Annotated in this window: 20 protein-coding genes and 2 pseudogenes; 10 read left to right on the top strand and 12 right to left on the bottom strand. The window is 39.9% G+C overall.

Annotated features, from left to right (window positions below):
- Positions 1–58 precede the first annotated feature (58 nt).
- Together IPJ86_13330 and IPJ86_13335 are read right to left on the bottom strand one after the other, a co-directional pair.
- On the bottom strand, positions 59–1015 hold the full coding sequence (locus IPJ86_13330; protein MBK7888226.1) for an IS4 family transposase: 957 nt from the start codon (positions 1013–1015) through the stop codon (positions 59–61).
- Positions 960–1280, bottom strand: a complete 321-nt coding sequence (locus tag IPJ86_13335; protein MBK7888227.1) for a DUF4372 domain-containing protein — start codon at positions 1278–1280, stop codon at positions 960–962. Before IPJ86_13335 ends, IPJ86_13330 begins: the two co-directional genes overlap by 56 nt.
- Before the next feature lie 135 nt (positions 1281–1415).
- Here IPJ86_13335 and IPJ86_13340 point away from each other — a divergent pair, with 135 nt between their 5' ends.
- Positions 1416–2267 carry a hypothetical protein gene (locus IPJ86_13340; protein ID MBK7888228.1) on the top strand — a complete coding sequence of 284 codons (852 nt, stop codon included), beginning with the start codon at positions 1416–1418 and terminating at the stop codon, positions 2265–2267.
- A gap of 66 nt (positions 2268–2333) precedes the next feature.
- Here the strand turns inward: IPJ86_13340 and IPJ86_13345 are convergent, their stop codons facing one another.
- From IPJ86_13345 to IPJ86_13355, 3 genes are all read right to left on the bottom strand, one after another.
- On the bottom strand, positions 2334–4277 hold the full coding sequence (locus tag IPJ86_13345; protein ID MBK7888229.1) for a KUP/HAK/KT family potassium transporter: 1944 nt from the start codon (positions 4275–4277) through the stop codon (positions 2334–2336).
- Positions 4278–4316: 39 nt separating this feature from the next.
- Entirely contained in the window at positions 4317–5558 is a 1242-nt protein-coding gene (locus IPJ86_13350; GenBank protein ID MBK7888230.1) for a polysaccharide deacetylase family protein, read from the bottom strand.
- A gap of 101 nt (positions 5559–5659) precedes the next feature.
- Complete coding sequence (locus IPJ86_13355; GenBank protein MBK7888231.1) at positions 5660–7009, bottom strand: glycosyltransferase; 1350 nt, start codon at positions 7007–7009, stop codon at positions 5660–5662.
- 183 nt (positions 7010–7192) lie between these two features.
- Between IPJ86_13355 and IPJ86_13360 the strand changes: the two genes are divergently transcribed.
- Together IPJ86_13360 and IPJ86_13365 are read left to right on the top strand one after the other, a co-directional pair.
- Positions 7193–7609: a hypothetical protein gene (locus tag IPJ86_13360; protein ID MBK7888232.1), complete on the top strand. Its 417-nt coding sequence runs from the start codon at positions 7193–7195 to the stop codon at positions 7607–7609.
- Positions 7587–7814: a CDGSH iron-sulfur domain-containing protein gene (locus IPJ86_13365; GenBank protein MBK7888233.1), complete on the top strand. Its 228-nt coding sequence runs from the start codon at positions 7587–7589 to the stop codon at positions 7812–7814. Before IPJ86_13360 ends, IPJ86_13365 begins: the two co-directional genes overlap by 23 nt.
- A 12-nt stretch (positions 7815–7826) precedes the next feature.
- Here IPJ86_13365 and IPJ86_13370 read toward each other — a convergent pair whose 3' ends face one another.
- Complete coding sequence (locus tag IPJ86_13370; GenBank protein ID MBK7888234.1) at positions 7827–9023, bottom strand: hypothetical protein; 1197 nt, start codon at positions 9021–9023, stop codon at positions 7827–7829.
- 81 nt (positions 9024–9104) lie between these two features.
- On the bottom strand, positions 9105–10316 hold the full coding sequence (locus tag IPJ86_13375; GenBank protein ID MBK7888235.1) for a hypothetical protein: 1212 nt from the start codon (positions 10314–10316) through the stop codon (positions 9105–9107).
- An 82-nt stretch (positions 10317–10398) separates the two neighbouring features.
- On the opposite strand from IPJ86_13375, the gene IPJ86_13380 reads away from it, so the two are divergent.
- Positions 10399–10848 (top strand): DUF962 domain-containing protein, encoded by a 450-nt coding sequence (locus IPJ86_13380; GenBank protein MBK7888236.1) that lies wholly within the window; start codon positions 10399–10401, stop codon positions 10846–10848.
- Between the two features lie 391 nt (positions 10849–11239).
- On the opposite strand, the gene IPJ86_13385 is transcribed toward IPJ86_13380, so the two are convergent.
- From IPJ86_13385 to IPJ86_13395, 3 genes and pseudogenes are all read right to left on the bottom strand, one after another.
- Positions 11240–12109, bottom strand: coding sequence for a glycosyltransferase family 2 protein (locus tag IPJ86_13385; GenBank protein ID MBK7888237.1), 870 nt, complete (start codon positions 12107–12109; stop codon positions 11240–11242).
- 8 nt (positions 12110–12117) lie between these two features.
- Positions 12118–13650, bottom strand: a complete 1533-nt coding sequence (locus tag IPJ86_13390) for a GH3 auxin-responsive promoter family protein (GenBank protein ID MBK7888238.1) — start codon at positions 13648–13650, stop codon at positions 12118–12120.
- Between the two features lie 44 nt (positions 13651–13694).
- Positions 13695–15364: pseudogene (locus IPJ86_13395) on the bottom strand (DNA polymerase III subunit gamma/tau).
- A gap of 78 nt (positions 15365–15442) precedes the next feature.
- Here IPJ86_13395 and IPJ86_13400 point away from each other — a divergent pair.
- Positions 15443–17041, top strand: coding sequence for a hypothetical protein (locus tag IPJ86_13400; protein ID MBK7888239.1), 1599 nt, complete (start codon positions 15443–15445; stop codon positions 17039–17041).
- A 49-nt stretch (positions 17042–17090) separates the two neighbouring features.
- Here IPJ86_13400 and IPJ86_13405 read toward each other — a convergent pair whose 3' ends face one another.
- Both IPJ86_13405 and IPJ86_13410 read right to left on the bottom strand, forming a co-directional pair.
- A complete protein-coding gene (locus tag IPJ86_13405; protein MBK7888240.1) occupies positions 17091–17864 on the bottom strand; it encodes a response regulator transcription factor in 774 nt (257 codons plus the stop codon).
- A 4-nt stretch (positions 17865–17868) separates the two neighbouring features.
- A complete protein-coding gene (locus tag IPJ86_13410) occupies positions 17869–18990 on the bottom strand; it encodes a histidine kinase (protein MBK7888241.1) in 1122 nt (373 codons plus the stop codon).
- Positions 18991–19242: 252 nt separating this feature from the next.
- On the opposite strand from IPJ86_13410, the gene paaZ reads away from it, so the two are divergent.
- From paaZ to IPJ86_13435, 5 genes and pseudogenes are all read left to right on the top strand, one after another.
- The gene (gene paaZ / locus IPJ86_13415) at positions 19243–21291 is read left to right on the top strand and encodes a phenylacetic acid degradation bifunctional protein PaaZ (GenBank protein ID MBK7888242.1); all 2049 of its coding nucleotides are present in this window, start codon (positions 19243–19245) and stop codon (positions 21289–21291) included.
- 170 nt (positions 21292–21461) lie between these two features.
- A pseudogene (locus IPJ86_13420) lies at positions 21462–22225 on the top strand (enoyl-CoA hydratase/isomerase family protein).
- Positions 22226–22261: 36 nt separating this feature from the next.
- The gene (locus IPJ86_13425; protein MBK7888243.1) at positions 22262–22825 is read left to right on the top strand and encodes an NUDIX hydrolase; all 564 of its coding nucleotides are present in this window, start codon (positions 22262–22264) and stop codon (positions 22823–22825) included.
- Positions 22826–22985: 160 nt separating this feature from the next.
- Positions 22986–23915 carry a 6-phosphofructokinase gene (pfkA, locus tag IPJ86_13430; GenBank protein ID MBK7888244.1) on the top strand — a complete coding sequence of 310 codons (930 nt, stop codon included), beginning with the start codon at positions 22986–22988 and terminating at the stop codon, positions 23913–23915.
- A 122-nt stretch (positions 23916–24037) separates the two neighbouring features.
- The gene (locus IPJ86_13435) at positions 24038–24826 is read left to right on the top strand and encodes a hypothetical protein (GenBank protein MBK7888245.1); all 789 of its coding nucleotides are present in this window, start codon (positions 24038–24040) and stop codon (positions 24824–24826) included.
- Positions 24827–24920 lie beyond the last annotated feature (94 nt).

The raw sequence follows: 24920 nt of genomic DNA on the forward strand, positions 1-24920 counted from the left end.
AACTATCTGATTTCCAATTGAGGGTTGTTGAATAGAAGAAAGTAAGCCCTTGTTAAAATCACGAATCTTCGAAAAGAAGTATTTGTTTGGCTTGATGATCTTTGTTTCGTCGCAGAGCTTTTTCAGGAGAGGTTAAAAATTGCCATATATCGATATACGTGGCCAAATGCATTCGAATCATAGAGCTAAGATTAGAGAGTGACCATATTCTTTTTTTTACTGATTTCTTGACTACTTTTATAAGTAAGTCAGCAATTAGAGAGCACCAGATTTGTATCCTTATTGCATTTTCAGAATCACCCAAAAAATACTTTAACTGATAATTTTGTTTTATGCTTTTAAAGGTAGTCTCTATTTGCCACCTTTTTTTGTACAATCCAGCTATATTAGAAGGACTAAATCGCTCATGATTGGTAACAAATTCAAAATGCCGCTGCTTCTCCGTGTCCCAGAATAAAACTCTTCTTGCCAGAATTACTTCTGTACCTTTAAAAGTGCCTCGGCCTAATAAAATCTTTTGATCAGACAGGACACCTGCCTTTTTCTGTTTTTCATTCACATTAAATTCTTCTAATACTTGATAAACCGAATCACTTCTCATTCTAGTCACCCACCATACCCCCTGTTCAGTCCATTTTTGCCATTGACGGTAGTTGAAATACCCTCTGTCAAAGACCAGTATTGAACCTTTTTCGGCTATTACTTTTGAAAGGAAAACACGATCATTTTCCTTGGCCGGGGTTAAGTAAACTATATCGGGTATGCCATGAATTGGATTCAACATTACATGGGCCTTAACACCTCCTTTGCGCTTCCCGTCTTTGGAAAAGCAACCGGCTCCACCCATCACGTCACTAAAGAGTTCAAACGTTGTAGAATCGATTAAAAGCAATCGGGAATCAATATCGTTGGATCTGCGGCTGTCCGGTAAACTGGATCTGGAATACATCTTCACTAAGTCATGGAATAACTGCTCGAAAAATTGAGCAGATCGCCGTTGATTGGCCTCTGACAGGGTACTCCTTTTGGGGTATGATTTGACCCCCTAAATGTTTTAAGCGATGCTCCCAGGCCTGCATTCCGGTAACGACTTCTCTTATTGACGTACATCGTTGAAAAACACAGAACAACATGGACACCAAATGTTCATAGGTGCTAAAGCTTTTTACATACCGATTTGTTTGATAATGGCTTGACAGCCGAGACACCATCTCTCTGGGAATTAACTTTAAAAGCTGCGTAAAGATCGGCTGTCCGGTAAAACTTGTACTTTTGCTCATGATGATACTGTTTTAAGCGCAACTCAAAACTAATCATCTTTAAGGGAGGAGAAATCTTCCCTTTTATTTTTTACATTTTTATACTTTCCCCGGACAACAGTGAATTGGCATTCCAAACCAAATAATATATTAAATATGAAAAGAACCTTTACTCTAAGTTCAATATTTCTGGTAACCATTATTATTCTACTGCAGACCAGTGGAAATGAGGCGATCAGTAACAACACTGGTGCTCCGGCCGGCAGGACAGGATCTCCATTTGACAATGCAACTTGTGCAGCATCAAATTGTCATGCCGGATCCGCGACTGTTTCACCAACACAAATTATCAGTTCAAACATTCCTGTAACGGGCTATGTCCCCGGTCAGACTTACACGATAACGGCATCGCCTGCACAAACAGGAATCAATAAATATGGTTTCCAGATCTCGCCCATGAATGCCAGTGGTGCGTTACAGGGAAGTATTGTGGTTACAAACCCCTCTACTACTAAAATTGTCAGTACGAAATATATTACACATACTTCAAGTGGTACAGCCGGAACAGGAGGACGAACATGGTCGTTCAATTGGGTAGCTCCTGTTGCGGGTACAGGGAATGTGACGTTTTATGGTGCTTTTAATTTCTCAAACGGAAATTCACAATCCAATGGTGACATCATCCGCACCAACACGCTCACGGTTTCCGAAGATCAGGGAACTGCAGGAATTTCTTCCGTAGAGGGTGATCCATTTAACACCATACTTTTTCCAAATCCCGTGATCAATGAGGCGACATTACGATTGAACCTGATCGATAATTCTCCGGTCAGCATTCAATATCTCGATATCACCGGAAAGAGTCTTTCTGAAAAGATCACTTACACCGGCAGACCCGGTTTACAGGACTTTAATATTACGGTTCCTGCCCATTTAGAGACAGGAATTTACCGGTTACTGGTTAGCGTTGGTGATCAACAAGCATTGAAATCGTTCTATAAAAAATAAAAAGTCACTTCATCAAAAAAGGCTGATTCCGGAAGGGTCAGCCTTTTTTTTAGTACTACGTTAATTCTAGTATACTCTGGTAAAACTATAGGAACCGGGTGGTGTTACGATCAGCGGCACTTTTTCAACTAGAACCGTGCTGGAATCAAGTCCAAAAGCTTTTTCTTCGCTCAGGCTCATTCTCTTCATAAAAAAATATATATTCAGAATAAACTTTGTATAAAACTTAAGCGTGTTTTCGTAGGATAAAAATTTCTCCATAACAATAAAGCGGAAATCTCCTGCAAGATGTTCTTTATTCAGGGACGCATAGCGACTGGTAATGTCAACTTCTTTTCTTTCCACCAATTCCTGAACCACCTGACGAAACATGAGATTAATTCTCGGCTCAATGCGAAATCCGATTTTAAACCGCACATGTACAATTTTATCTTCTACCAATTCCTTCACACTATACTCCAGGGTATAAGGTTCATCTACAACATCTACATGCACTAGCCAGTAAACATCAGCCCGCTTAGGTTGCTTTTGAAGAATGGAGTAAATGATTTTATTTTCAACTTCCTTATCGGTTCTGGCGCTCGTCAAATAAACAAGATGAGTAGCGTATTTCGGGATAGTTTCATCCTTGCTCACATCCGAGATGATTTCAAAATACTTCTCGAGCTTTACAAATTCAACCATGCCGGTTCTGATCTTTCGTGCTTCATACCATACCCACATGATAGCCACAATTACTGCCAGAATGATTATAGTAACATATCCTCCATGAGAGAACTTACTGAGATTCGCCACCAGGAAAGCGATTTCTATGCACATTAAAACAACAAAAATAAATCCAATCAATACCCGATTGTATTTTTTCAGATAGAGATAGTAGGTTAAAAGCAATGTTGTCATGAGCATTGTAATAATGATAGAAAGTCCATAAGCAGCTTCCATCTTCGACGATTGCTGGAAATAAAGTACGATTCCAATACATCCTAAACAGAGTAACCAGTTGATAGTGGGGATATATAACTGTCCTCTTAAATCGGTGGGATATTCTATTCTTCCCTTTGGAAGAAAATCAAGGCGCATTCCTTCATTAATGAGTGTAAAAATACCACTGATAAAAGATTGACTGGCAACGATTGCAGCAGAAGTGGCTATGATAATTCCGGTCAGTACAAACCAATCCGGCATCAGCGCATAAAAGGGTTTTATCCCTTCAATTGCTTTGCCGGTGTGATTTAAGAGCCAGGCGCCCTGTCCAAAATAATTTGCAAGTAAAGCTACCTTCACAAATCCCCAACTCACTCTGATATTATTCCTGCCACAATGTCCTAAATCAGTATATAAAGCTTCTGCTCCTGTAGTACATAAAAATACCGCACCGAGTATCCAGAAGCCCTCCGGATAGGAGGTAAGCAGGTGATATGCATAATAGGGATTTATTGCTTTAAATACAACCGGATTCTCAAAGATGGCAATCACTCCTAAGATTAATAACATCGAAAACCAAACCAACATGACCGGACCAAAAAATCGTCCAACGAATCTTGTACCGAACTGTTGAATAAAAAACAAAGCAAAAATGATAAAGGTGACAATTGGAACAGTCGGAATATCCGGGTTGATTACTTTAAGTCCCTCAATAGCGGAAGAAACCGAAATAGGAGGGGTAATAATTCCATCTGCCAACAAAGCAGCCCCTCCAATCATAGCGGGAATGGCTAACCATTTGATATGCATTTTGCGCACCAATGCATACAATGAAAAAATTCCGCCTTCACCTTTATTGTCAGCCCGAAGCGTGAGAATGATATACTTTAAGGTAGTCAGAATGGTTAGTGTCCAAAATACGCAGGAAAGCCCCCCTAAAACTAAACTTTCTTCAATCGGCTTTGATCCTATAACAGCACTCATCACGTAGAGTGGTGAAGTACCAATGTCGCCATACACTATTCCAAGTGTTACCAACATACCGGCAGTAGTAACTTTGGAGTGATTGATATGCCCGCTGGCCATTTCCCGAATATATACTGATTAGCTTATTGGACGCTTTGATTAGTTGTCCGCAATCTCTTTTCGTCTGCGTGATTTTTTTACGGGAGTAATATCCTTTACCGTTTCCTCAATAGTCGTTTCAAAATCAGCCAACACGTTCATATAATAAATATAGGCATCGTAAGGAGAATCATATGGACTGAAGTACTTATGTACATCTCCATCGCTCCAGAACTTAGTACACATGTAATAGAAATGGTCACTTGTCTGCATTTTGCCCCACACATCTATAAGGTCCTTATTTCCGGTGAGCAATACTTTTTCTTCCAACTGATAAATTCTTTTGGCGGCTTCTTTTTCCATAGCATTACTCAGCCAAGCACTAAGGTCGCGCTCAGCATCAGCCCAACTGGTAAATTCCGGAACATCATAAATATCTCTTACCTTGTACTGATCAGCGGCTTCAGATAAGGTTTTAAAATCAAAATCGGAATGTTTCATGATTTCCATGGGCAGGTGATCAAGAAAATCGAACACTCCTGTTTCTTCCCATTGATGTTCACCAAAGGTTTCATAATCCATGAAGAGATTCATGACCTCGCCATTTCCGGCAATCTTATGCACCCATGATGCGAAAGTATCGGCATGCAAGGGCCATTCATTCCAATTCCGGTCACTAAAACGGAAGGCGATATCGTCAGAAAGTCTATAATTTTTCAAGAAGGATTTTATTTTCAAAGTACCGGCAGGTTGATATAAAAAGTTGGGAGTTCTGTTGCCGAGATGCCTGTCGACACCTTCACAAACAATGGCCTTGAATCCCATCTTCTCAATAAAAGAAGCCAGCTCATTGTTATAAATCAACTCCGTATTTCTAAAAACCTTGGGTGTCTGATTAAAATACAACTTGATTTTTTCTCTGTGCATTTCCACCTGACGTTTAAATTCATCTTTCGAATAAATAAAACTAAGGGAGTGGTAATACGTTTCGGATAGAAATTCTACACAACCGGTTTTAGAAAGGTCAATAAACGACTGTAAAACGTCAGGGCGATGGTTTTCGAATTGCTCCAGGGCGGTTCCACTGATAGAGTAAGATACCTTGAATTTCCCTTTATGCCGGTTGATGAGATCGAGAATTTTCCGATTAGTTTTCAGGTAACATTTTTCTGAAACCTTATCCAGAATCAGCTTATTCTTTTCATCATCTTCATAAAAATGATCCTTCCCAATGTCAAAAAAGGAATATCGTTTTAAACGGAAGGGTTGATGAACCTGGAAGTAGAAGCAAACAGATGGCATAGCACAATTTCTTTATGAATGACGAATATACGGCAGAACGAGAAAAAAATAAAAAATGGAAACGCAGGTTATGAACAGAGCAGGGTGGAAGTAGTATTACCTCAAACCGGCTCCGGAATTAATTTAAACTTATTATACCCATCGATTACTTTTTTCGCAGAATTATCCCAGGATATATTAACGAGATCTTTATACGCATCGGCCTTCACATTTTCCACTAATACCGGATCATGTAAGAGGCTTAAAATATACCCGGCAGCTCTGTTGATGTCCCAATAATCGAATTTTAATGATCCATTCAATACTTCGGAAACGCCGGATTGCTTACTGATAACAGCCGGAATTCCGAACTGAACAGCTTCAACTGCTGAAAGTCCAAATGGTTCCGATAGCGATGGCATCACATAAACATCCGCAATGGAAAGTAATTTTCTGACTTTATCCAAATTCAGAAATCCGGTCAGATGGAATCGATGCGCAATTCCTTTTTGAGCTGCTCTTTCGAGTAAGGGATTGAAATATTCGCCTGTTCCTGCCATTACAAACCGAACATTCTGATCCTTCTCAAGGACGCGCTCTGCAATGTCAACAAAGAATTCCGGACCTTTTTGTCTTGTTAATCTTCCAACAAAAAGAACCATTTTTTCTTTGAACATTTGTTCGCTTTTAAAAGGTTCAACGGGTCTGATACCATTATGAACCGGAACGATTTTACTCCAGGGGATATGGTAATAATCGTGAATCACATGACCGGTAAAATTACTGACCGGCATTAGAATATCCGCATATTCCATCCCACGCTTCTCTACCTGATATACCCAGCCCTTACTTTGAGGACCACCTCTGTCCACTTCCAGAGAGTGGATATGCATAACCAATGGTTTTCCCGTTTTGGCTTTAATTTCCATACCGGCAATCATGGTCATCCAATCGTGTGCATGAATAACATCAAAATCGAGAGAAAGAGCCAATTTGGCAGCCAGCTTACCGAAAATGGTAACCTTTTCGATGACATCTCCACCATAAAGGTCATCAATTTGAAAAACTTCAACGGTTTCATCTCCTATTTTAATGGCCTTCAGATATTGACTGGTTAAATTCTGCAGATCATGATGGGGTTCAAGGTTCCCGTTGTAATAGGGATTTAAATGCGTATTTATAAAATGAACCTGTTTTACTTTTCGATACGAATCTGCATGACCGATATTCCTTAAAGTCTTCGCATCAATGGTATTTAATCCTATAAGATTAAGATTTTTAACAACAAAATCAGGATTTGATTTTGGTATAATCATGGTCACATTGGAATACTTTGACATCGCAATGCATAAATCATGACAGGCAACACCCAATCCACCATTAATAACCGGAGGAAACTCCCATCCGAGCATTAATACTTTTGGGACGTATGCCGTTGACTCAGCTTGCTTAGAAAGGGGTTCAATCACCATGCACTTATTTTATAATGTTGCAAAATTAGTGAATAAGACACATGCAGAACTAAATTCAAACGATTTGTTTACGCCGGCCATGTTTAAAAGTATTCCACTTGAAATGGGTCAGAATTCAACAATTTAAATTGTCGCAATTGCTAAAATCAATATCTTCATACCCTTATATTAATTATTCAATCCATGCATTCTTTTCCTTACGTACGCACACTTGTTGTACAGGGTTCATTATTAATAATCAATGGATTAGCTACTTATGCGATCATTGGTGGAAAGGCTACCAAAATGATGCTTGCAGCTGTTCTATTGGGAATGGCATTATGGGTCGTTGCCTGGTTTTGCAACAAAAATCCTAAAGCCATTTGGGTAGGTTTAGGATTATCCTTTAGCGGTTTGTTGGTATTCACACAGCGAACCATCGCAAATTTCCTGTCTCTTATCGGAATTGTTCAGCATGAAATGAACCTGGATGCTTATAACAAATCCATCATGGTTGTGTTTTATATTCTAATGAGTTGCAGCTGTCTCTGTGGACTCATGTTATTATACACCTACTTACCGGAAAAGAAATTTAAAAATGTCAACAACGATAAAAATTAATTCAAATGGTTCCATTCGTGTGGAAGGGGACTTCAACATCATTGACCCGGAAGGAAATAGTTTCAATCTGAATGGCCGAACTACGGTTTCGCTATGCCGATGTGGACTTTCGAAGAACAAACCATTTTGCGATGGGGCTCACAAAGGCAATTTTGAGCATGATTGCAAGGCTTTTGAGCTTCCGCCTCCTGCGCCTAAGCCCTGATTGCTTAAAATTCTAATCTTTCTCAAGGAAATAAGTAGTGCCGCCCACCCAATCTAAGTTTTGGTTGTACCGAACGCCTATCATTTTTCCTTTACTCATCCGTCCTAAATTGAGAGTGAGTTGAGGTCGCTTTTCACCTTTATCCCATAAATAAAGTAATCGGATTTCACATTTTACAGGACCAGTCGGTGATTGAACAGCCGGGGCATACATCACTTTACGTTGTAAAATGAAATTGGAAGGATCTTTTACTTGCTTCACATCCTCTTCTTTCACATCGAAAACGACTCCCTGACCGCTGAAACTGAACAAAGGTTTGAGTACCCAGTTTTCGAGATCATCAGGAATTGATTTTAAGTCTTTGACAAAATGTGTTTCCGGTACAAATTGATTTTTAAGAAAGGGCATAGTATACTTACTGATTCTGAAAAACCAGTTGGGGTGTGATACCCATTCTACATTTACATCTTCCGTCAGATGAAAAGGAAGATTAGCAAAATCATTACGCTGCAAGAGTTCATCAAAAATCACGCGATTATATATCCTCTTCACAGGAATTTTCTTTCCTGCTTTCATATAAAATAAACTTTCGCCTTCCCGGATTAATTCTGATAAACAGACTACGGGAATACCAAGATATTCACGCGTACAATAAAAATCTATTTGCGTTTTTTGTTTCCAGGGTTCAATTTCAAGCAAGATGGTTTGTTCCGGATCCTGATTACCAATAATCACATTTTTCAATCTCTTCAAATAAGACGAATGAGTAAATCCATTAAATTTATTATCAAACGAAGAGGGAATGGAGAAATGCTTTCTATACATCTCCGCCAGCCATTCCTGGTAACAATACAAAGAGGCAAAGCCCTGCAATTCGATCAACTGTGGTGTAAAGCCTCCATTCCCATCCTCACAAATGGCAAAATCAATAGCCAGTAAATTGGTATGTTCGTCCTCATTGCCCACATGAAGAGCAGGAGGGATGGCAGCGAAAGATTGGGCTTTAAAATCAGGAGAGACCAACACATCCACGATTTCCTCACCTGCTTTCTCAATTTTTTTTCTAAATTCCTTATCGATAAAGATGGGGGTTTCAGAAACTCTGAATTCAATTTCATAACCGAAAGTGCCATTCATATCTTCCAGAAATCGCTTGTATTTTTCTTCGGAAAACGCACTATTGTACTCTGCTCTTAAGGATGAAATCATACCGGGTTTTATAAGGGTGTTTGATTAATTATTGACTGAAATCCATAATCGGATAGTATTGATGCAAATGAAGCCTCTTTTTTACAACGTTCCACATCTCTGAAACCTTGAAAAGTACATTTGCTGACTATTCTCCAATGCAGCTACAGCTCTGGTCAGCGACATATAGATCGTCAAACTAAGTGCTCCCTGCACGCGTCTGATCATGGAAATTTTAGCATTATCATTTGAAAAAGAGGTGGTATCCAGAAACCTGTTCATCTCCTTATTCCACCAGTAAGTATCCCTGGAACCGAATGCCTGAAAATAGGCTGATTTAATTTTTTCTTCTTCTTGTAACAGTGCTGACTCCTTATTATGTGCAGATAAATAGGCTTTTGATTTCACCAGACTTAAATATTCATCCTGATCCTTCGACACATCAATTACTCCCTGAAAATTTTTCAAAAGACATCTATAGCTTTCTGCTTTAATGATGGGATCTTTCTCTTCAGAAATAGCTGTTCTCATTTGGACCAAAGCCTTGTTCATCCACGATAAATTGGCGTCTTCCATCCGATCACGTTGCGCAATACTTTTAAAAGCAATAAATGCTTTCTCCATCTGCTTTAAAGGTGGCCATGAATGCCCGCCATCAAACCGAATCAACTGATACCGGCTTTGTAACCGTTGATCCTGTACCTGAAATCGAATTATTTCCGAAAGATTCATATCGCGGTTACCTGCAATCGCCACGATGAGGTGAGGTGGAATACCTTGCCAGGTTCCCTGAGGGATACCGGCGCCACAAACAACTATTGCTTTAATTCCGGAGGGTGCCAGACCCAGCATGGCTGCTACCCGTGCTCCACCACTAAATCCACCGCAAAAAATCAATGAGGTATCGGCTTTTTGAAGATGGGTGACCTGAGCCATCATTCCCTGTAAAATGGCTGCTGTTCGTTCTGCCGAATTCCCATTCCTGCTATCATTGGAAGAAAGTAATATAACTCCATATTTATCCGCCAGCGATTTGTAAAGGTGGAGTGGGAAATCACCATCCGCATGCGGATCAAAAAGTATGAATACCGGAAAACGGGCATGTTCCGAAAACGAAGCCGGATAATAAACAGAATGGGTTAGCTGATTGTCAGCAAAACAAGGTTGACGACTGAGCATTTGAGCGGCACCAATTCCTTGTTTAACAAGGGAGACATCGCTAACATTTGCATTCCTACTATTTTCCGGATTCTTCTCCACTCTCCCTGAACAACTCAGGAAAAAAGCAAAAACAAGCAGACCGCATATTCTCATGGTTCAAAAATAATAGAAGCGATTGATTATTGAAATACAAAATTTGATTTCTTTGATCAGAATATTACTAACAACATTCAAAATGAAAGCACTTCAACCTTTATTGGATGAATATGCCGTAAGTCATCAAAACCACACCAATATCCTGATTCACCGGATATGTGTTCCTCTCATTTTTTGGAGTATTACCGGCTTTTTACTGTTGGTCACCTTGCCCGTCGTTGGGAATCTTGCCATTCCTGCACTTCTGCTGTTAACTATATATTACTTCATATTGTCGAAAACCCTTTGGATAGGAATGTTGATATTTAGCAGTATATGTTTAGTAGTCTCTTATTCTGTTTTCATTCAATTTTTCAACGATGCTGTCTGGATATTTTTAATTGTATTTATATGCGCATGGATCGGACAATTTGCCGGACATAAAATAGAAGGGAAAAAGCCTTCCTTTTTAAAGGATTTACAGTTTCTGCTCATTGGTCCGGCCTGGTTGATGGCTAAAATTTACCGTTCATTAAGAATTCCCATCTGATACAGAAATGGAAAGTGCTTCGGGATTCTTAAATATACTTTTGGAATGGCTCAGCTGGGTTCTGCTTTTCTTTGCCTGGGCAATTCTAACCAGAGTAGCCATGAGGAGATATCGAAAGAAGTTTCACGTACGTTTTATCCATGAAAGAAGGACGTACTATCTTTCCATGTCAATCGGAATTATTGTTTTTATACTGGTGATTCTATTTATCCTTGATCCAATCATTGGATACTATGTTTCCGAAAACCGCATTGCCCTGGACAATAGTCCCATTTACTTTATTACAATAGCCCTTCTTTTATTCTTTACACTACCGTTTCTGCTTACTAAAATGATCTGCCGGTTATCCAAAAAAGAAACGGTTGGAACATCTACGAAAATTTGATTTTTTCTACTTAATAATTTTATAATTCCTATATTCGAATAAACGATAGCCGGTCAGATTTTCGATACGATGTAAAACACGATTCTTAACACTCAAATTATTTGCTGAAGTATCAAAATCCAATTCCCAATCCTGAGCCTTCACGCGCGACGCCATCACTTCAGGATGAGTCCCCTTAAACTTCTTCAACAGATCTATCCCGGAATAATCATAGGGAGCATCCTTAACCATTTTATCCACCTTTTCATCCGGATGCCATAGTTTATGAAAATTCAATTGTTTTTCCCGTTGAAGCACTGGACTTTTCACCCACCCATAGTGAAAAATTCGGGCATCAATTTTTTTCACGTTTAACATTCTTCCATCTAATCGAAATCCCTGAGCATCGCGGTAGGAGTGAATGCGTTTGTCATTCCTGACAATCCGTATTTCATGCCTGTACCACCGCCTCGAACTCCCAACATATGAGTAACTTCCATAAAAATGAATGTAGTTAAATAAAAGGCCCTCTATTTTTTTGTCAGGAAGTGCATCTTTCATAGCCTTCCTAATGACCGGAATATCTTCTTCATGAATTACTTCATCCGCCTGCAAATAAATACACCAGTCGGCCGACGGAGAAACAGCATGAAAAGCCTTATCCGTTTCCACCGCAAGCACCCGACCACCTTCCCTTAAAGAATCATCCCACACAGAGGGAACGATTTTAATTTTCGAATCATTGATTTCAGAAAGTAGAGAGGCCGTGTCGTCGGAAGAATTACCTAAACAAACGATCAATTCATCCACCAGAGGCAGGAGGGAGCGAATGGATTCCACAAAAGGATAATCGTATTTAACAGCATTCCTGACGAAAGTAAATCCGGATACAAACATAGGAGGAACTAAACGAGTACGCCCTTTACGAACTTTTCCCAATCTTCAAACTGGTGATTTTTCAATACGCGTGGAAATTTATTCTGAGAGCCTATCTTACCATTTTTCTCCATATAGCTTAAAAAAACTTTTAATGGAACAACCTCAACAAAGATCTCTTTCAATGCCGACTTTCTTTCGACACGATAATCATCATTTAAAATTTTCAGCTTTTCATCCAGGCTTGTTTTCAGCTCTTCTGCCGACACCGGATCATCAGTACCAATGTACCACTTATGGGCAAAAAGGCTTCCATGTTTAATTCCGGAAACACTGAATTCATTTATCCTGATATTAAATTCATCGGACACCATCTCAATGGCTTTGTTCATGTTATCGACCGATAAATGTTCCCCGCAAAGACTCAGATAATGCTTTGTTCTGCCGGTGATGATAATTTCCGCCTTTTCTACACTGGTAAATTTAATCACATCCCCAATCAAATAGCGCCAGGCACCGGAGCAAGTGCTGAGCAATAAGGCATATTCTTCACCCTCTTCCACTTCATTAATGAGAAGGGTTTTTGGCTTACGCACCAACTCACCATCCACATTAAAATTCTCAGAATTGAACGGAATAAATTCGAAAAACAATCCATTATTCACTACCAGTCGCATGGAACGATTATCCTGTTCGTGCTGATACGCTATGAATCCTTCAGAAGCAAGATAGGTTTCAATATAGGTTAATGGTTTTGCAATCAGTTTCTCAAAACTTTTTCGATACGGCTCAAACGATACCCCACCATGCACATATATGGTAAGATTAGGCCAGAGCTCGTGAATATTCTTTATTTTATGATAATCCAGAATCTTCTCAATAAGCAATTGACACCATGCCGGGACACCTACGAGAATTCCAATATCCCATTTAGCGGCATTCTCCACTATTTCTTCCAATTTCGTATTCCAGTCTTTCTCTCTCGCTATTTTCTTTCCCGGCTTGTAAAAATGCTGAAACCAAAAAGGTATTTTGCTTGCTGTAATTCCGCTTAAATCTCCTTCGAAATAAGAACCGTGCTGATGAAGATGCGTACTGCCACCCAGCATTAAAATTCCTTTGGAGAAAATGTCATCAGGTAAACCGGAATATCCACCCAAACTAATAATCTGACGTATACTGGTTCGCTGAATGGATCTTACCATTTCACTTGTCACGGGTATATGTTTACTGGAGCTATCGGAGGTACCACTGCTGAGTGCAAAATAGCGGACTTTTCCGGGCCAAGCAACATCCTCCTCGTTATGAAGACTTTTATTCCACCAACGTGCATAAATGGCGTTATAATCATGCACAGGCACTGATGCTCTGAATTTATTAACGAAATTCCGGCTATTGACCATTCCGGAAAAATTATAGGTCTGACCCAACATCGTAAACTGTGCTTTTCGCAACAATTTCTTCAATTCGCGCTTTTGATAATAATCAGGAGATTTCTCTGCTAATCGTATGCGATGACGCAGTGATAATCCCTTTTTTATTATACTGGCAAGTATGGCCATTCGATTCGTTTATCTTGTAAGTTGGTGTAAAATACAATATTTTTTTATAATTCTAATTCTAACCCCAATTGTTTTCTAAAATCATCAAGCCCCTGATTTTTCTCCACCATTTTTATATACTTCTCTTTGTTGGTGTAAGCATTTTCAGGATCATCAGACTTCATCTCTTTTCTGGTAATCACATTGATCAAACCATTGTTAAGTCGCTCTCTGAGAAATTGAATTAGCTCCGACTTTTCATCTCTTAACAAATCTTCCTGCGCCTGGTTATTTAAAATAAGTTCAATTACAAAATCATCCTTCAACACCGGCTCATTCATGGTGAGGGTAGCATTTAATTGAAGCTTTCCATCAGCTTTCACTTTATCAGCATACTCCTTCCAAATGAGTTGAAGTTGATTTACATCAAAAACTTCTGTTTTCTCATTCACCTTAACCCTCGGGACATTCTCTTCTGCCACTTCAACCTGTATTTTTTTCAGTGAGGATAATGATGTACCCTGCAGAAGTCCGGTGCTTCGGGAAGCAGATAGGGGAGTACTGCCCTCTTGAGGATTAACTTTCGAAGGAGATGGAGATGACGCTACTGCAACCGGAGTAGTGGAGGTAACTTTTGACTCCGGTTCTATTTCTTTAAAGGGTTGTTTAGCCGGGGTGGAATTAATTGTAGCCTCCGGCTTACCAACAGCACCTATATTGGTAATGTTAAGCGGGCTTTTTTTTTCAGTACCTGCATCGAATCCGGTTTCAATAGTGACCGAGCCACCAACCGAACATAGGCGAATGAGCGCCAATTCTACATGCAAACGCTGGTTTCGGGCAGAACGAAAATCAATATCACATTTACTACAAATGTTGAGGTATTTCAATAAGTGAATTTGATCAATAATTGCGGCTTGTGTTTTATATTTTTCCCTGGTTCCTTTACTCACTTCCAGCAAGGGTAAGGTCAGTTCATCCTTTGAGACCAACAGGTCTCTGAAATGAGAAGCTAATCCGCTTATAAAATGATGTCCGTCAAAACCATCTGCCAACAACTCATTAAAGGTCACTAAAACTTGTGGAATATTTCCATTTCTAATCTGATCGGTCAGTTTAAAATAATAATCATAGTCCAGAATACTCAGGTTGCTGATGACATCTTTGTAAGTAAGATTATTCCCTGCAAAACTCACAATCTGATCAAAAATTGAAAGCGCATCTCTCAACGCACCATCTGCTTTCTGGGCGATAATATGTAAAGCTTCTTCTTCCGCCTTAACACCTTCTCCCTTTGCTACAAAGGCAAGATGATTGGCAATATCTTCCATTTGAATGCGGTTGAAATCAAAAATCTGACAACGGGAAAGAATGGTAGGAATGATCTCGCATATCGAACTTGTTCTACCAAACTACGGATATCATCTACCGAGTTGTTAGAAGCCGCATCCAACTCATAAATATTCAGCGATTGTCCGTTATTGAACGAAAGACAAGAGTCACATGTATTGCAGGCTTCAAAATCAGGAGTGAGTTGCTTACAATTGAGCGTTTTTGCGAGAATTCTGGCGCAAGTTGTTTTTCCAACACCCCTGGGACCGCAAAAAAGAAAGGCCTGAGCAAGATGGTTGGTGCGTATTGCATTTTTTAATGTACTTGTTATATGTTCCTGGCCAACAACGGTATTAAATGTTGCAGGACGATACTTCCGGGCAGAGACAACGAAGGGATTCATAAAACAAAAATAGCCTAAAAATGCGTAAAATCATCATTTTTTTCTATGTCATAATCTATTCATTAACAATAAGTTTATATGAAAAAAATCCTGCTTTTCAGAACATCGGAAAAAATAAGATATTTTTCAGCGCTGATGATGAAAAACAAAGAGAATAAAACGGAGATGATTTTTTTTATCATGATCCTCTTATTGCACCTTTTTCCGATTGTGGTACTAAGTCCATTTGTTACGTTAGATGGACCTACCCATTTGTACAATGCCAATTTGATGAAATCACTTTTAACCGAAAATAATGTCGCGGTAAATCACTTCTTTGAATTCAATGGTTTTCCGCATCCGAATTGGACCGGGCATTTTCTATTGACCTCATTGTTGTTTGTCTTTCCTCCATTATTTACTGAGAAAATTTTTCTGATGCTCGTCATCGTATTGTCTGCAGTGGGCTATAGAAAATTAGTAAAAACGATTGAGCCCTCTTCCGTTTGGTTATCCTGGTTGTATTTCCCCTTTCTGCTGAGCTTTCCATTCCTGCTGGGATTTTACAATTTCTCTTTTGCTCTGGCAATACTTCCCTGGTGGCTCTCCTTCTGGATAAGAAATCACAGAAATAAATTCACCTCTAAACTCATCCTGCAAGTGGCACTATTTTTCTTAGTCCTGTACTTTTCACATTTAGTTGTATTTCTGCTATCCGGACTATTCGCAGGATTAATCAGCATATTCAGTCAGGGTAACAATAACAGAAAAGCAGTATTAAAGGATTTAAAAATATTGCTCGTTTGTAGTACCCCGGGTCTTCTTTTTACCATTATTTTTCTTGCTTCTGCCGGCACCGGTGGATTTAGAGGAGAAGTGAGCCGATTACCCGTCTTGCAGCTTTTAAGTGATATCATATACTCGCGAATGTTTATAGTTTATGATTATCCTACCGAACGCAGCATAACATTAGGTTATTCCGTGTTGATGGTATTACTCATTTTTACCGGAGTTTTTCACCGAACCGTTCAACGCTTCCAAAAAACATTTTTTACCATTTTAATAATTTCATTGGCCTTGATTTTTATTATGCCTGACAGCATGGCCTCGGGAGGTATTCTTTCTGTAAGATTGGTACAATGGTTCTTTATGGCTCTGATTTTATGGTTAGTGACGTTACGGATTCCTAAAAAATTTCAGGTGGCTGGTGCAGTTCTTTCTGCTCTGTTCAGTGTGGGGATGATGAGAGTGCATTGGAGAGTACAACTGGAGCTCAACGGGAATGCGAAAGAGTATATCTCCATGGCAGAGAAAATAGAAGGAAACAGGGTATTACTTCCCCTCAATTATTCCGGTAACTGGATGCATTCCAATTTATCCTGCTACCTGGGAGCTACAAAAAGGATTGTCGTGCTGGATAACTACGAAGCAACGCATGACCTCTTTCCCTTGCTATGGAAAAAAGGAATGGATCCGGAAATACATATGGGAAACCATGTTTCTTCCAACCATCCCTGTGTGCGAATCCTCTCATCAGAGAAACAAACCGGTATGAAAGTGAATTATATTACCATGTGGCATTCACCTGCTGATAATAATGACTCATGCGATGCAGATGTTAAAAAACAAATCGACGCCAATTACCAATTAGAGATGAAAGGAAGCAATAGTTCGCTTTACGTCAGGAAACAAGAATAAACCGGGTAGTGTTTATATATAATTGAACGCATAGTTCTATTTGAACACACTACTCTTCACCCAACCATTTTTTGAAATCCGAAGCTCTTTCGCGACTTACATATACTTCTTCTGCCGCAAGCGGCTTTAGGTTGATTTTTAATTTTCCGTTAAAATGATGATGTATTCCTTCCAGCGATCGCGGACTGACGATAAATTGACGGTTCGCGCGGAAAAATTCCATTGGATTTAACAATTCTTCAAGTTCATCCAGGGAATGGTCAACAATATACCGTTGGTCATTAAATGTTTTGATAAAACTGATCTTATCCTCTGTATAAAAGAAGGCAATTTCATTGATATCAATAGGGATAAGTCGTTGCCCTTGCTTCACTAAAAACCGTTGTTTAAAAGCCGGTACATTCTTCTCCCGCAATGCATGAACGATGGAATCCACATCAATTCGGGATACCTCAGAAAGGTTGGTTTCAGTAATGCGTTTCAGTTTATCAAAACTTTTCTTCAGCTCCTCCGGATCAATAGGTTTTAAGAGGTAATCAATGCTATTCACTTTGAACGCACGGATTGCAAACTCATCATAAGCGGTTGTAAAAATTATGGTACTCTTCACTTCTACACGATTGAAGATTTCGAAGCTCTGACCATCAGCCAGCTCAATATCCATTAATATCAGGTCTGGATGTGGATGCGTATTGAGCCAGTTGACTGTTGATTCAATGCTATCCGTTATTTCCTCAATAATAAAATCCGGTTCATGCTCTTCCACCATTTTACGGATCCTCTTTGCAGCAAGATTTTCATCTTCGACTATTAACACTCTCATGATTTTAATTTTTTATAATAGGTAAACTAACAATAAATTCTGTGGCGCCGTCATCTATTCTTATAGCAGGCTTATTCAACAACTTGTATTTGGCGGCTATATTGGCTAATCCCAATCCATTTGAAGCAACATTAATCGTTTTCTTTTGCTTATTGTTGACCACACAAATTTGTTCCTCTTTACATGATTTGACTTCAATGTGCAGTGGATTTGATGCAGAAACAATATTATGCTTCACTGCATTCTCAATTAATATTTGCAACGTTAGAGGAGGAATCAGCGTGCTTAAAAATTCATCCGGGAGTTCCTTTGTCATTTTCAATCCATCACCAAATCTTGTTTTCAGAAGAAATATATAGGCATCCAGAAATTCCAGCTCCTCTTTAATCGTTGTTAATTCCTTTTCATTACTCTGTAATAAATAACGATAGACCTTTGAAAGTTGATTGACAAACCGGATTGCAGTTTCAGGATTTTCTTCAATTAAAGATGACAAAGTATTCAACGAATTGAACAGGAAATGAGGACTTACCTGATTCTTTAATGATTCAAATTGACTTTGAAGATTCGCTTTTTTCAACTCCTCTGTCTCCCTTACACTAAATCTCCAGCGGGCGAAATAAAAGATGGCTTCATATATTCCGGAGATCGTAACAACAAAAATTAAAATAACAATCAGGTTATAGAGATAATCCTGCCAAAACAGACTTCGTCCCCAGTATTCACTCCAATCAAATAACCATGATATACCAAGAGATAAAACGGCTGATGCGATTAATGATGTGAACAACTGAATCGCGATCCTTCTGCCTGTTGCATCAATCGACGTATAGGTACGTCTGAAATACAGTAAAATAAAACGATTGAGGTACCAAATAAAAGTAGTCACTGCAAGAAATGTTAAATAGCAAAAAGAAAAGGCATGACCTTTTACTATCCACTCTTCCGAATAGAAAAAAAAAGTAATGACAAAGGCAACCGAAGGTATTCCCAACAGTCGTAGCCATCCATCATTCAAACTGCTGATAAGCGCTGCTTTCGATTCCTTCATTCTTTCTGAAGCACTAAAGGTATTCACTTTATAAGTAAGCATGCGTCTTCCTTTCAAAATTAAAGGGATATTCATATGCAAAATTATTCAGCAGGACGACTTTTCGTCTATAAAAAGGACGAACGGCCTAAAAGGAAGCCTAAAACTGACAATTTCCAGACCGGATCGAAAAATGACACCATTTAATCATTTGATTTTGAAATCTATTGGAGTTCATTTCGGCAAACACTAAGGCCTAATTCTAAAAGATTAAAAGCGGAACTTCATCGTCTGCAGCAAGAGGTAATGACCTAAAAAACTTACTTTTGCAGCAGTTAAAACAGGACAATGAATAAACTTCAGAATTACTATTGTGGAAAGTGGGTGAGCGGAGAAGGAGATGGTCAAACACTTTATAATGCTATTAACGGCGGAATAATCGCTACGGCCAGCAGTAAGGGACTCGATTTTGCGAAAATGTTGGATTATGGGCGTACAACCGGCGGACATCAATTCAGAAAAATGACTTTTCATGAAAGAGGTCGTATGCTCAAAGCGCTGGCCCTGCATTTAGGAACAAAAAAAGAAGATTTTTATAAGATCAGTTGGGCTACAGGTGCCACAAGAGTTGACAGCTGGATAGATATTGAAGGTGGCATAGGAAATTTATTTGCGAACAGCAGTCTGCGTCGTCAATTTCCAAATGAAACTTTTTGCCTTGAGGGGGATATGGTGAAACTGAGTAAGAACGGCACTTTTATCGGTCATCATATTTGTGTCCCGCGTGAAGGTGTTGCCATTCATATCAATGCCTTCAACTTTCCGGTATGGGGTATGCTGGAAAAGATTGCAGTAAACCTAATGGCCGGTGTTCCTGCTGTAGTGAAGCCTGCCACGATCACCTCCTTCCTGACAGAAGCAGTAGTGAAGGAAATCGTGGCTTCCGGCATTTTACCGGAAGGAAGTCTGCAGTTGATCTGTGGTTCGGCAAACGGAATATTAGATCATGTCAGTAGTCAGGATGTGGTGACATTTACCGGATCTGCATCTACAGGGAAAATGTTAAAAGCTCATCCTCGCTTGTTGGAAGAAGCAGTGCCATTCAATATGGAATCGGATTCGCTGAATTGCATGGTGCTCGGTACGGATGTACAACCCGGAATGCCGGAATTTGATATTTTCATTAAAGAGGTTCAAAAAGAAATCACGGTCAAAGCCGGACAAAAATGTACTGCCGTGCGTCGTATTATGGTTCCGGAAAATTTAATAGAAGATGTGCAGATCGCTTTAGGAAAACGTCTCGCTTCCACCACCATTGGTGACCCAAATGTAGAGGGAGTGCGTATGGGGGCTTTGGCTTCTAAAAGTCAGGTGCAAGAAGTGCGTGAGAAGGTTCAACTCTTATCCAAACAACAGGAAATCGTTTATGGTTCGTTGGATAAAATGGAAGTGATGGGTGGAGATACGGAGCGGGGAGCTTTCTTTTCGCCAATTCTCATGCTGAATAAAGATCCTTTCAAAAATACCGATTGTCATGAAGTGGAACCTTTCGGTCCGGTGTCTACACTTATGCCCTATAAGACAATAAATGACGCCATCGAACTCGCAAAAATGGGAAAGGGCTCTTTGGTAAGTAGTATCATAACCGCAGATGACAAAATTGCAAGAGAATATGTGTTGGGTGCGGCCTGCATGCATGGACGTATTTTAGTTCTGAATAATGATTGTGCAAAAGAAAGTACAGGTCATGGCTCTCCAATGCCGATGTTAACGCATGGTGGTCCCGGAAGAGCAGGAGGTGGAGAAGAGATGGGCGGAATGCGTGGTGTCTTTCATTATTTGAACAGAGTGGCTATACAAGGTTCTCCTACCTCTTTGACCAATATCACCGGTGTCTATCAGTCAGGTGGAAAGCAGGTAGAAGATGTCAAACATCCTTTCAAAAAGCATTTTGAAGAGCTGACAATAGGTGAAACATTAATTACCCATAAGCATACCGTTAGTGAAGCTGATATTGTGAACTTCGCGAATGTGAGTGGAGATAATTTCTATGCTCATATGGATGCTACATCACTGGAAGGAACCATCTTTACGCAACGAGTTGCACACGGATACTTTGTATTGAGCAAGGCCGCAGGATTATTTGTGGATGCGAAAAAAGGTCCGGTGATGTTGAATTATGGATTAGAAGAATGCCGTTTTACAAAACCCGTTTATCCGGGAATGACGATTGGCGTTCGCTTAACAGTAAAAGAAAAAGTAGACACTGAAAAGAGAACACCGGAAGATATTGCCAAGGGAATTGTAAAATGGCTGGTAGATGTGTATGATGAAACGGGAGAAACGGTGGCAATTGCGACGATTCTTACGATGGTCAGGAAACTGAATCAGAATTAAGAATTAAGAATTAAGAATTAAGAATTAAGAATGCAGAATTAAGAATTAGAAATGTAGAGTTAAGAATTTGTAGTGAGAATTGAGAACTTAGCAGTGAAAGAGGGAAAGTAAAAGTTAATTAAATCGAAATATTTGTTTAAGAATGAATTTCAATCAGGAGAATTAAAGGTATGTTGACTCAAAAAATTAGTACGGAAATAAGCAAGGGGATAGCTACGATCACATTTTTCATCCTCAGTCTAACTCTTTGCCGGGAGTTTTACTCAGAGAACTTGCCGCGGAAATAAGAGCAGCAGGTGCAAATGAAGATGCTAAAGTAATTGTGTTGAAAAGTGAAGGAGATAAAGCTTTTTGTGCAGGCGCCTCGTTCGATGAACTGATGTCGATTCATGATGACGAAACCGGAAAAATTTTCTTTTCAGGCTTTGCTGAAGTGATCAATGCCATGCGCAAGGCACCCAAATTTATTATCGCTGCTGTTCAGGGGAAAGCTGTTGGGGGCGGAGTGGGTCTTGCGGCTGCAGCTGATTATACGTTGGCGCATGATAGTGCGTCTGTAAAACTCAGTGAGCTTGCCGTTGGAATAGGACCTTTCGTGGTCGGTCCGGCGGTGGAAAGAAAAATGGGTACGGCTGCTTTTATGCATTTATCCATCAATGCTGCTTCGTGGAAAGATGCCTTTTGGGCAAGAGAAAAAGGACTTTACAATGAAGTGTTTTCTACTCATGAGGAACTAAATAAGGCAGTAAATACATTGGCGGATACCCTTGCCACAAGTCATCCCGAAGCCATGAAAATGCTGAAGAAAATATTTTGGGAAGGCACTGAAAACTGGGACCAACTTCTGGTAGAAAGAGCAGGGATGAGCGGCGCTCTTGTACTGAGTGAATTTACACGTAACGCGATCTCTAAGTTTAAGCAGGGATCGCGATAGATTAGTGGTTCTATAACTACAGAAAAAGTTCTGAAAATGACAACACCATCTACAAAGAACCCCTGGACCACATTAAGCTCCGAGGTAAAATATGATAACAACTGGATTCGGGTGGTGGAGTCTAAGGTGCTGAACCCATCCGGTAATCCGGGTATTTATGGAGTGGTACATTTTAAAAATAAAGCCATTGCTATTATTCCACTCGATGAAAATAACAATACCTGGATCGTTGGTCAATACCGTTACACCTTAAATACCTACGAATGGGAAGTGCCGGAAGGAGGGTGTCCGGAAGGAGAAGATCCACTGGAAGGCGCTAAACGTGAATTGGAGGAGGAAACCGGATTGCAGGCAGCACATTGGGAACTTGTTTTAGAATCGCAATTAAGCAACTCCGTTTCGGATGAAACAGGGTATACCTATATTGCAAAGAATTTGTCGGAAGTTGGAAATTCTCCGGAAGAAACGGAGCAGTTGCACGTGCGAAAATTGCCTTTCGAAGAGGTAGTAGAAATGGTGTTTAGAGGAGAGATAAAAGATGGGTTAAGTGTTGCTTCTATTCTGAAAGTAAAAATAATGATGGACAGAGGACTGCTCTAATTGAAAAAGTCCTCTCCACGATACCCTTACAAATATTAACCGGTTATACTAACCTGCGAACTTTAACGTTAAACGATTAGTTTTAAAAAACCCTATTAAATTACGATGCAAAAAATTGAACGTTTAGCCGTTTTTCTCTTCAGGAGGTGATGCTCCCGGAATGAATGCCTGTATCCGGGCGGTGGTCAGAACAGGGTTAGTCAATAAGCTTCGGCTTTATGGCATTATGCGTGGTTATCAGGGAATGATTGAAGATGAATTTAAGCCCCTTACGTCCCGTTCAGTGAGTAATATTATTCAACGGGGAGGTACTATCCTGAAAGCAGCACGCAGCAAGGATTTTATGACACCGGAAGGGATGCAAAAGGCGTATGAAAATTTAAAGCAACATCAAATTGATGCTATTGTTGCAATTGGTGGAGATGGAACCTTTAAAGGTGCCGAAGCCTTCTGTACAAAATATCCGGATATTCGAATCGTTGGCATTCCCGGTACTATTGACAATGATCTTACAGGAACAGATTACACACTGGGATTTGATACTGCCGTGAATAATGTAATTGAAGCAGTGGATAAAATCAGAGATACCGCAGCCTCGCATGACCGTTGCTTCTTTATTGAAGTAATGGGGAGAGATTCGGGTTGCATCGCCTTATGGGCAGGATTGGCAGGGGGCGCGGAAGAAATTCTATTGCCTGAAATTGTGACTGACTTTGATGAATTGATTCAGAAGCTGGAAGAAGGGAAATCGAATAATAAAAACAGCAGTATTATTATTGTAGGAGAAGGAGAGAAGAACGGCGGGGCGGATGAAGTTGCACATAAAATAAAGGAATTATTACCGCATTACGACACGAAAGTCACCATATTAGGTCATGTGCAGCGAGGAGGAAGTCCAACTGCCTTTGACCGCATCCTTGCCGCGAAGTTCGGTGTATGGGCGGTAGAATCGCTGTTGGCAGGTGAAAACAGAAAGATGATTGGTATACTTAAAGGAGAAAAATTCTTTACTCCATTCAGTCAGGCTACCAAACAACATGAACCCCTCGACATGGAGCTTCTCAGAATAAATACAATATTGGCTACATAAGTTATTTTCGTAAATAATATATTCGACAAAGCAGATCGATTCAACACTTCACATCAAAATCCTTAGTAACTCCTCTCCTATAAAATTGATTCATCAACAATCGTAATTTGAAAAATACACTTATGAAAAAAACGATTTTACTAGCCAGTCTGCTCCTAAGCACCTCCCTGCTATTTGCACAAGAACCTTTTAAAAACCGCGATGGCATCGTCATCACTCCTGAAAAAGGAGAAATTGCACTAGGCTTTGATGCCGTACCCTTCCTTCGGTTTATGGGGAGTTTGTTTAATGATAACAATGAAACCCCTATTGCCGGTTTTACCGCTTATCATCCGCTCACCATTACGGGACTCTATGTGATTAAGGAAAATACAGCGATCAGAGGAAAGGTGAGGATGGGTTTCGGTGTTGAAAAGACGGATACTTTAGTGCCAAGAATAGGAAGTACGAATCCGAATGAAACGGTTTCAGATGAGACAAAATTATCTACCAGCAACATTACCATTGGTGGCGGACTTCAAAAATGGCGAGGACAGGGAAGAGTTCGCGGATTTTACGGAGGAGAATTACTTTTCAAAATAACAACTGATAAAACAACCTATAGTTACGGAAATCCACTCAGCAGCGAAAATCAGGTCACGCGATTAAAATCTTCAAAGCCCGGAAATGGTTTTGGCTTTAACCTGAGGGGATTAATTGGTGTTGAATATTTCTTTGCTGCAAAGGCTTCCCTGAGCGCTGAGTTTGGCTGGGGTCCAACCTTGCAATCAAAAGGACGTGGAGAAGTGGAAACAGAAACCTGGAATGGCTCTTCCGCTGAATCTACCGTGACCAATTCGGGTAAATCATCCAATTTCTTATTCGACAATGACAATGCATCCGGATCGTTGAATTTGAATTTTTATTTTTAGACGCTTTGCTTTGGGCTTCCGGCTTCCGGCTGTGAGCTAAGGGCGGTGGGCGGTGAGTTGCAGACCAGGTATTGAAGGGTTGAATTTTTGAATA

The sequence above is a fragment of the Bacteroidota bacterium genome, assembly GCA_016713925.1.
Classification (GTDB): domain Bacteria; phylum Bacteroidota; class Bacteroidia; order AKYH767-A; family OLB10; genus JAJTFW01.

Bases quoted from the DNA above. Each gene is read 5' to 3' on its own strand.
- IPJ86_13335 (MBK7888227.1), bottom strand. From the start codon at position 1,280: ATGAGCAAAAGTACAAGTTTTACCGGACAGCCGATCTTTACGCAGCTT.
- IPJ86_13340 (MBK7888228.1), top strand. From the start codon at position 1,416: ATGAAAAGAACCTTTACTCTAAGTTCAATATTTCTGGTAACCATTATT.
- IPJ86_13345 (MBK7888229.1), bottom strand. From the start codon at position 4,277: ATGGCCAGCGGGCATATCAATCACTCCAAAGTTACTACTGCCGGTATG.
- IPJ86_13350 (MBK7888230.1), bottom strand. From the start codon at position 5,558: ATGCCATCTGTTTGCTTCTACTTCCAGGTTCATCAACCCTTCCGTTTA.
- IPJ86_13355 (MBK7888231.1), bottom strand. From the start codon at position 7,009: ATGGTGATTGAACCCCTTTCTAAGCAAGCTGAGTCAACGGCATACGTC.
- IPJ86_13360 (MBK7888232.1), top strand. From the start codon at position 7,193: ATGCATTCTTTTCCTTACGTACGCACACTTGTTGTACAGGGTTCATTA.
- IPJ86_13365 (MBK7888233.1), top strand. From the start codon at position 7,587: ATGTCAACAACGATAAAAATTAATTCAAATGGTTCCATTCGTGTGGAA.
- IPJ86_13370 (MBK7888234.1), bottom strand. From the start codon at position 9,023: ATGATTTCATCCTTAAGAGCAGAGTACAATAGTGCGTTTTCCGAAGAA.
- IPJ86_13375 (MBK7888235.1), bottom strand. From the start codon at position 10,316: ATGAGAATATGCGGTCTGCTTGTTTTTGCTTTTTTCCTGAGTTGTTCA.
- IPJ86_13380 (MBK7888236.1), top strand. From the start codon at position 10,399: ATGAAAGCACTTCAACCTTTATTGGATGAATATGCCGTAAGTCATCAA.
- IPJ86_13385 (MBK7888237.1), bottom strand. From the start codon at position 12,109: ATGTTTGTATCCGGATTTACTTTCGTCAGGAATGCTGTTAAATACGAT.
- IPJ86_13390 (MBK7888238.1), bottom strand. From the start codon at position 13,650: ATGGCCATACTTGCCAGTATAATAAAAAAGGGATTATCACTGCGTCAT.
- IPJ86_13400 (MBK7888239.1), top strand. From the start codon at position 15,443: ATGAAAAAAATCCTGCTTTTCAGAACATCGGAAAAAATAAGATATTTT.
- IPJ86_13405 (MBK7888240.1), bottom strand. From the start codon at position 17,864: ATGAGAGTGTTAATAGTCGAAGATGAAAATCTTGCTGCAAAGAGGATC.
- IPJ86_13410 (MBK7888241.1), bottom strand. From the start codon at position 18,990: ATGAATATCCCTTTAATTTTGAAAGGAAGACGCATGCTTACTTATAAA.
- paaZ (MBK7888242.1), top strand. From the start codon at position 19,243: ATGAATAAACTTCAGAATTACTATTGTGGAAAGTGGGTGAGCGGAGAA.
- IPJ86_13425 (MBK7888243.1), top strand. From the start codon at position 22,262: ATGACAACACCATCTACAAAGAACCCCTGGACCACATTAAGCTCCGAG.
- pfkA (MBK7888244.1), top strand. From the start codon at position 22,986: ATGAATGCCTGTATCCGGGCGGTGGTCAGAACAGGGTTAGTCAATAAG.
- IPJ86_13435 (MBK7888245.1), top strand. From the start codon at position 24,038: ATGAAAAAAACGATTTTACTAGCCAGTCTGCTCCTAAGCACCTCCCTG.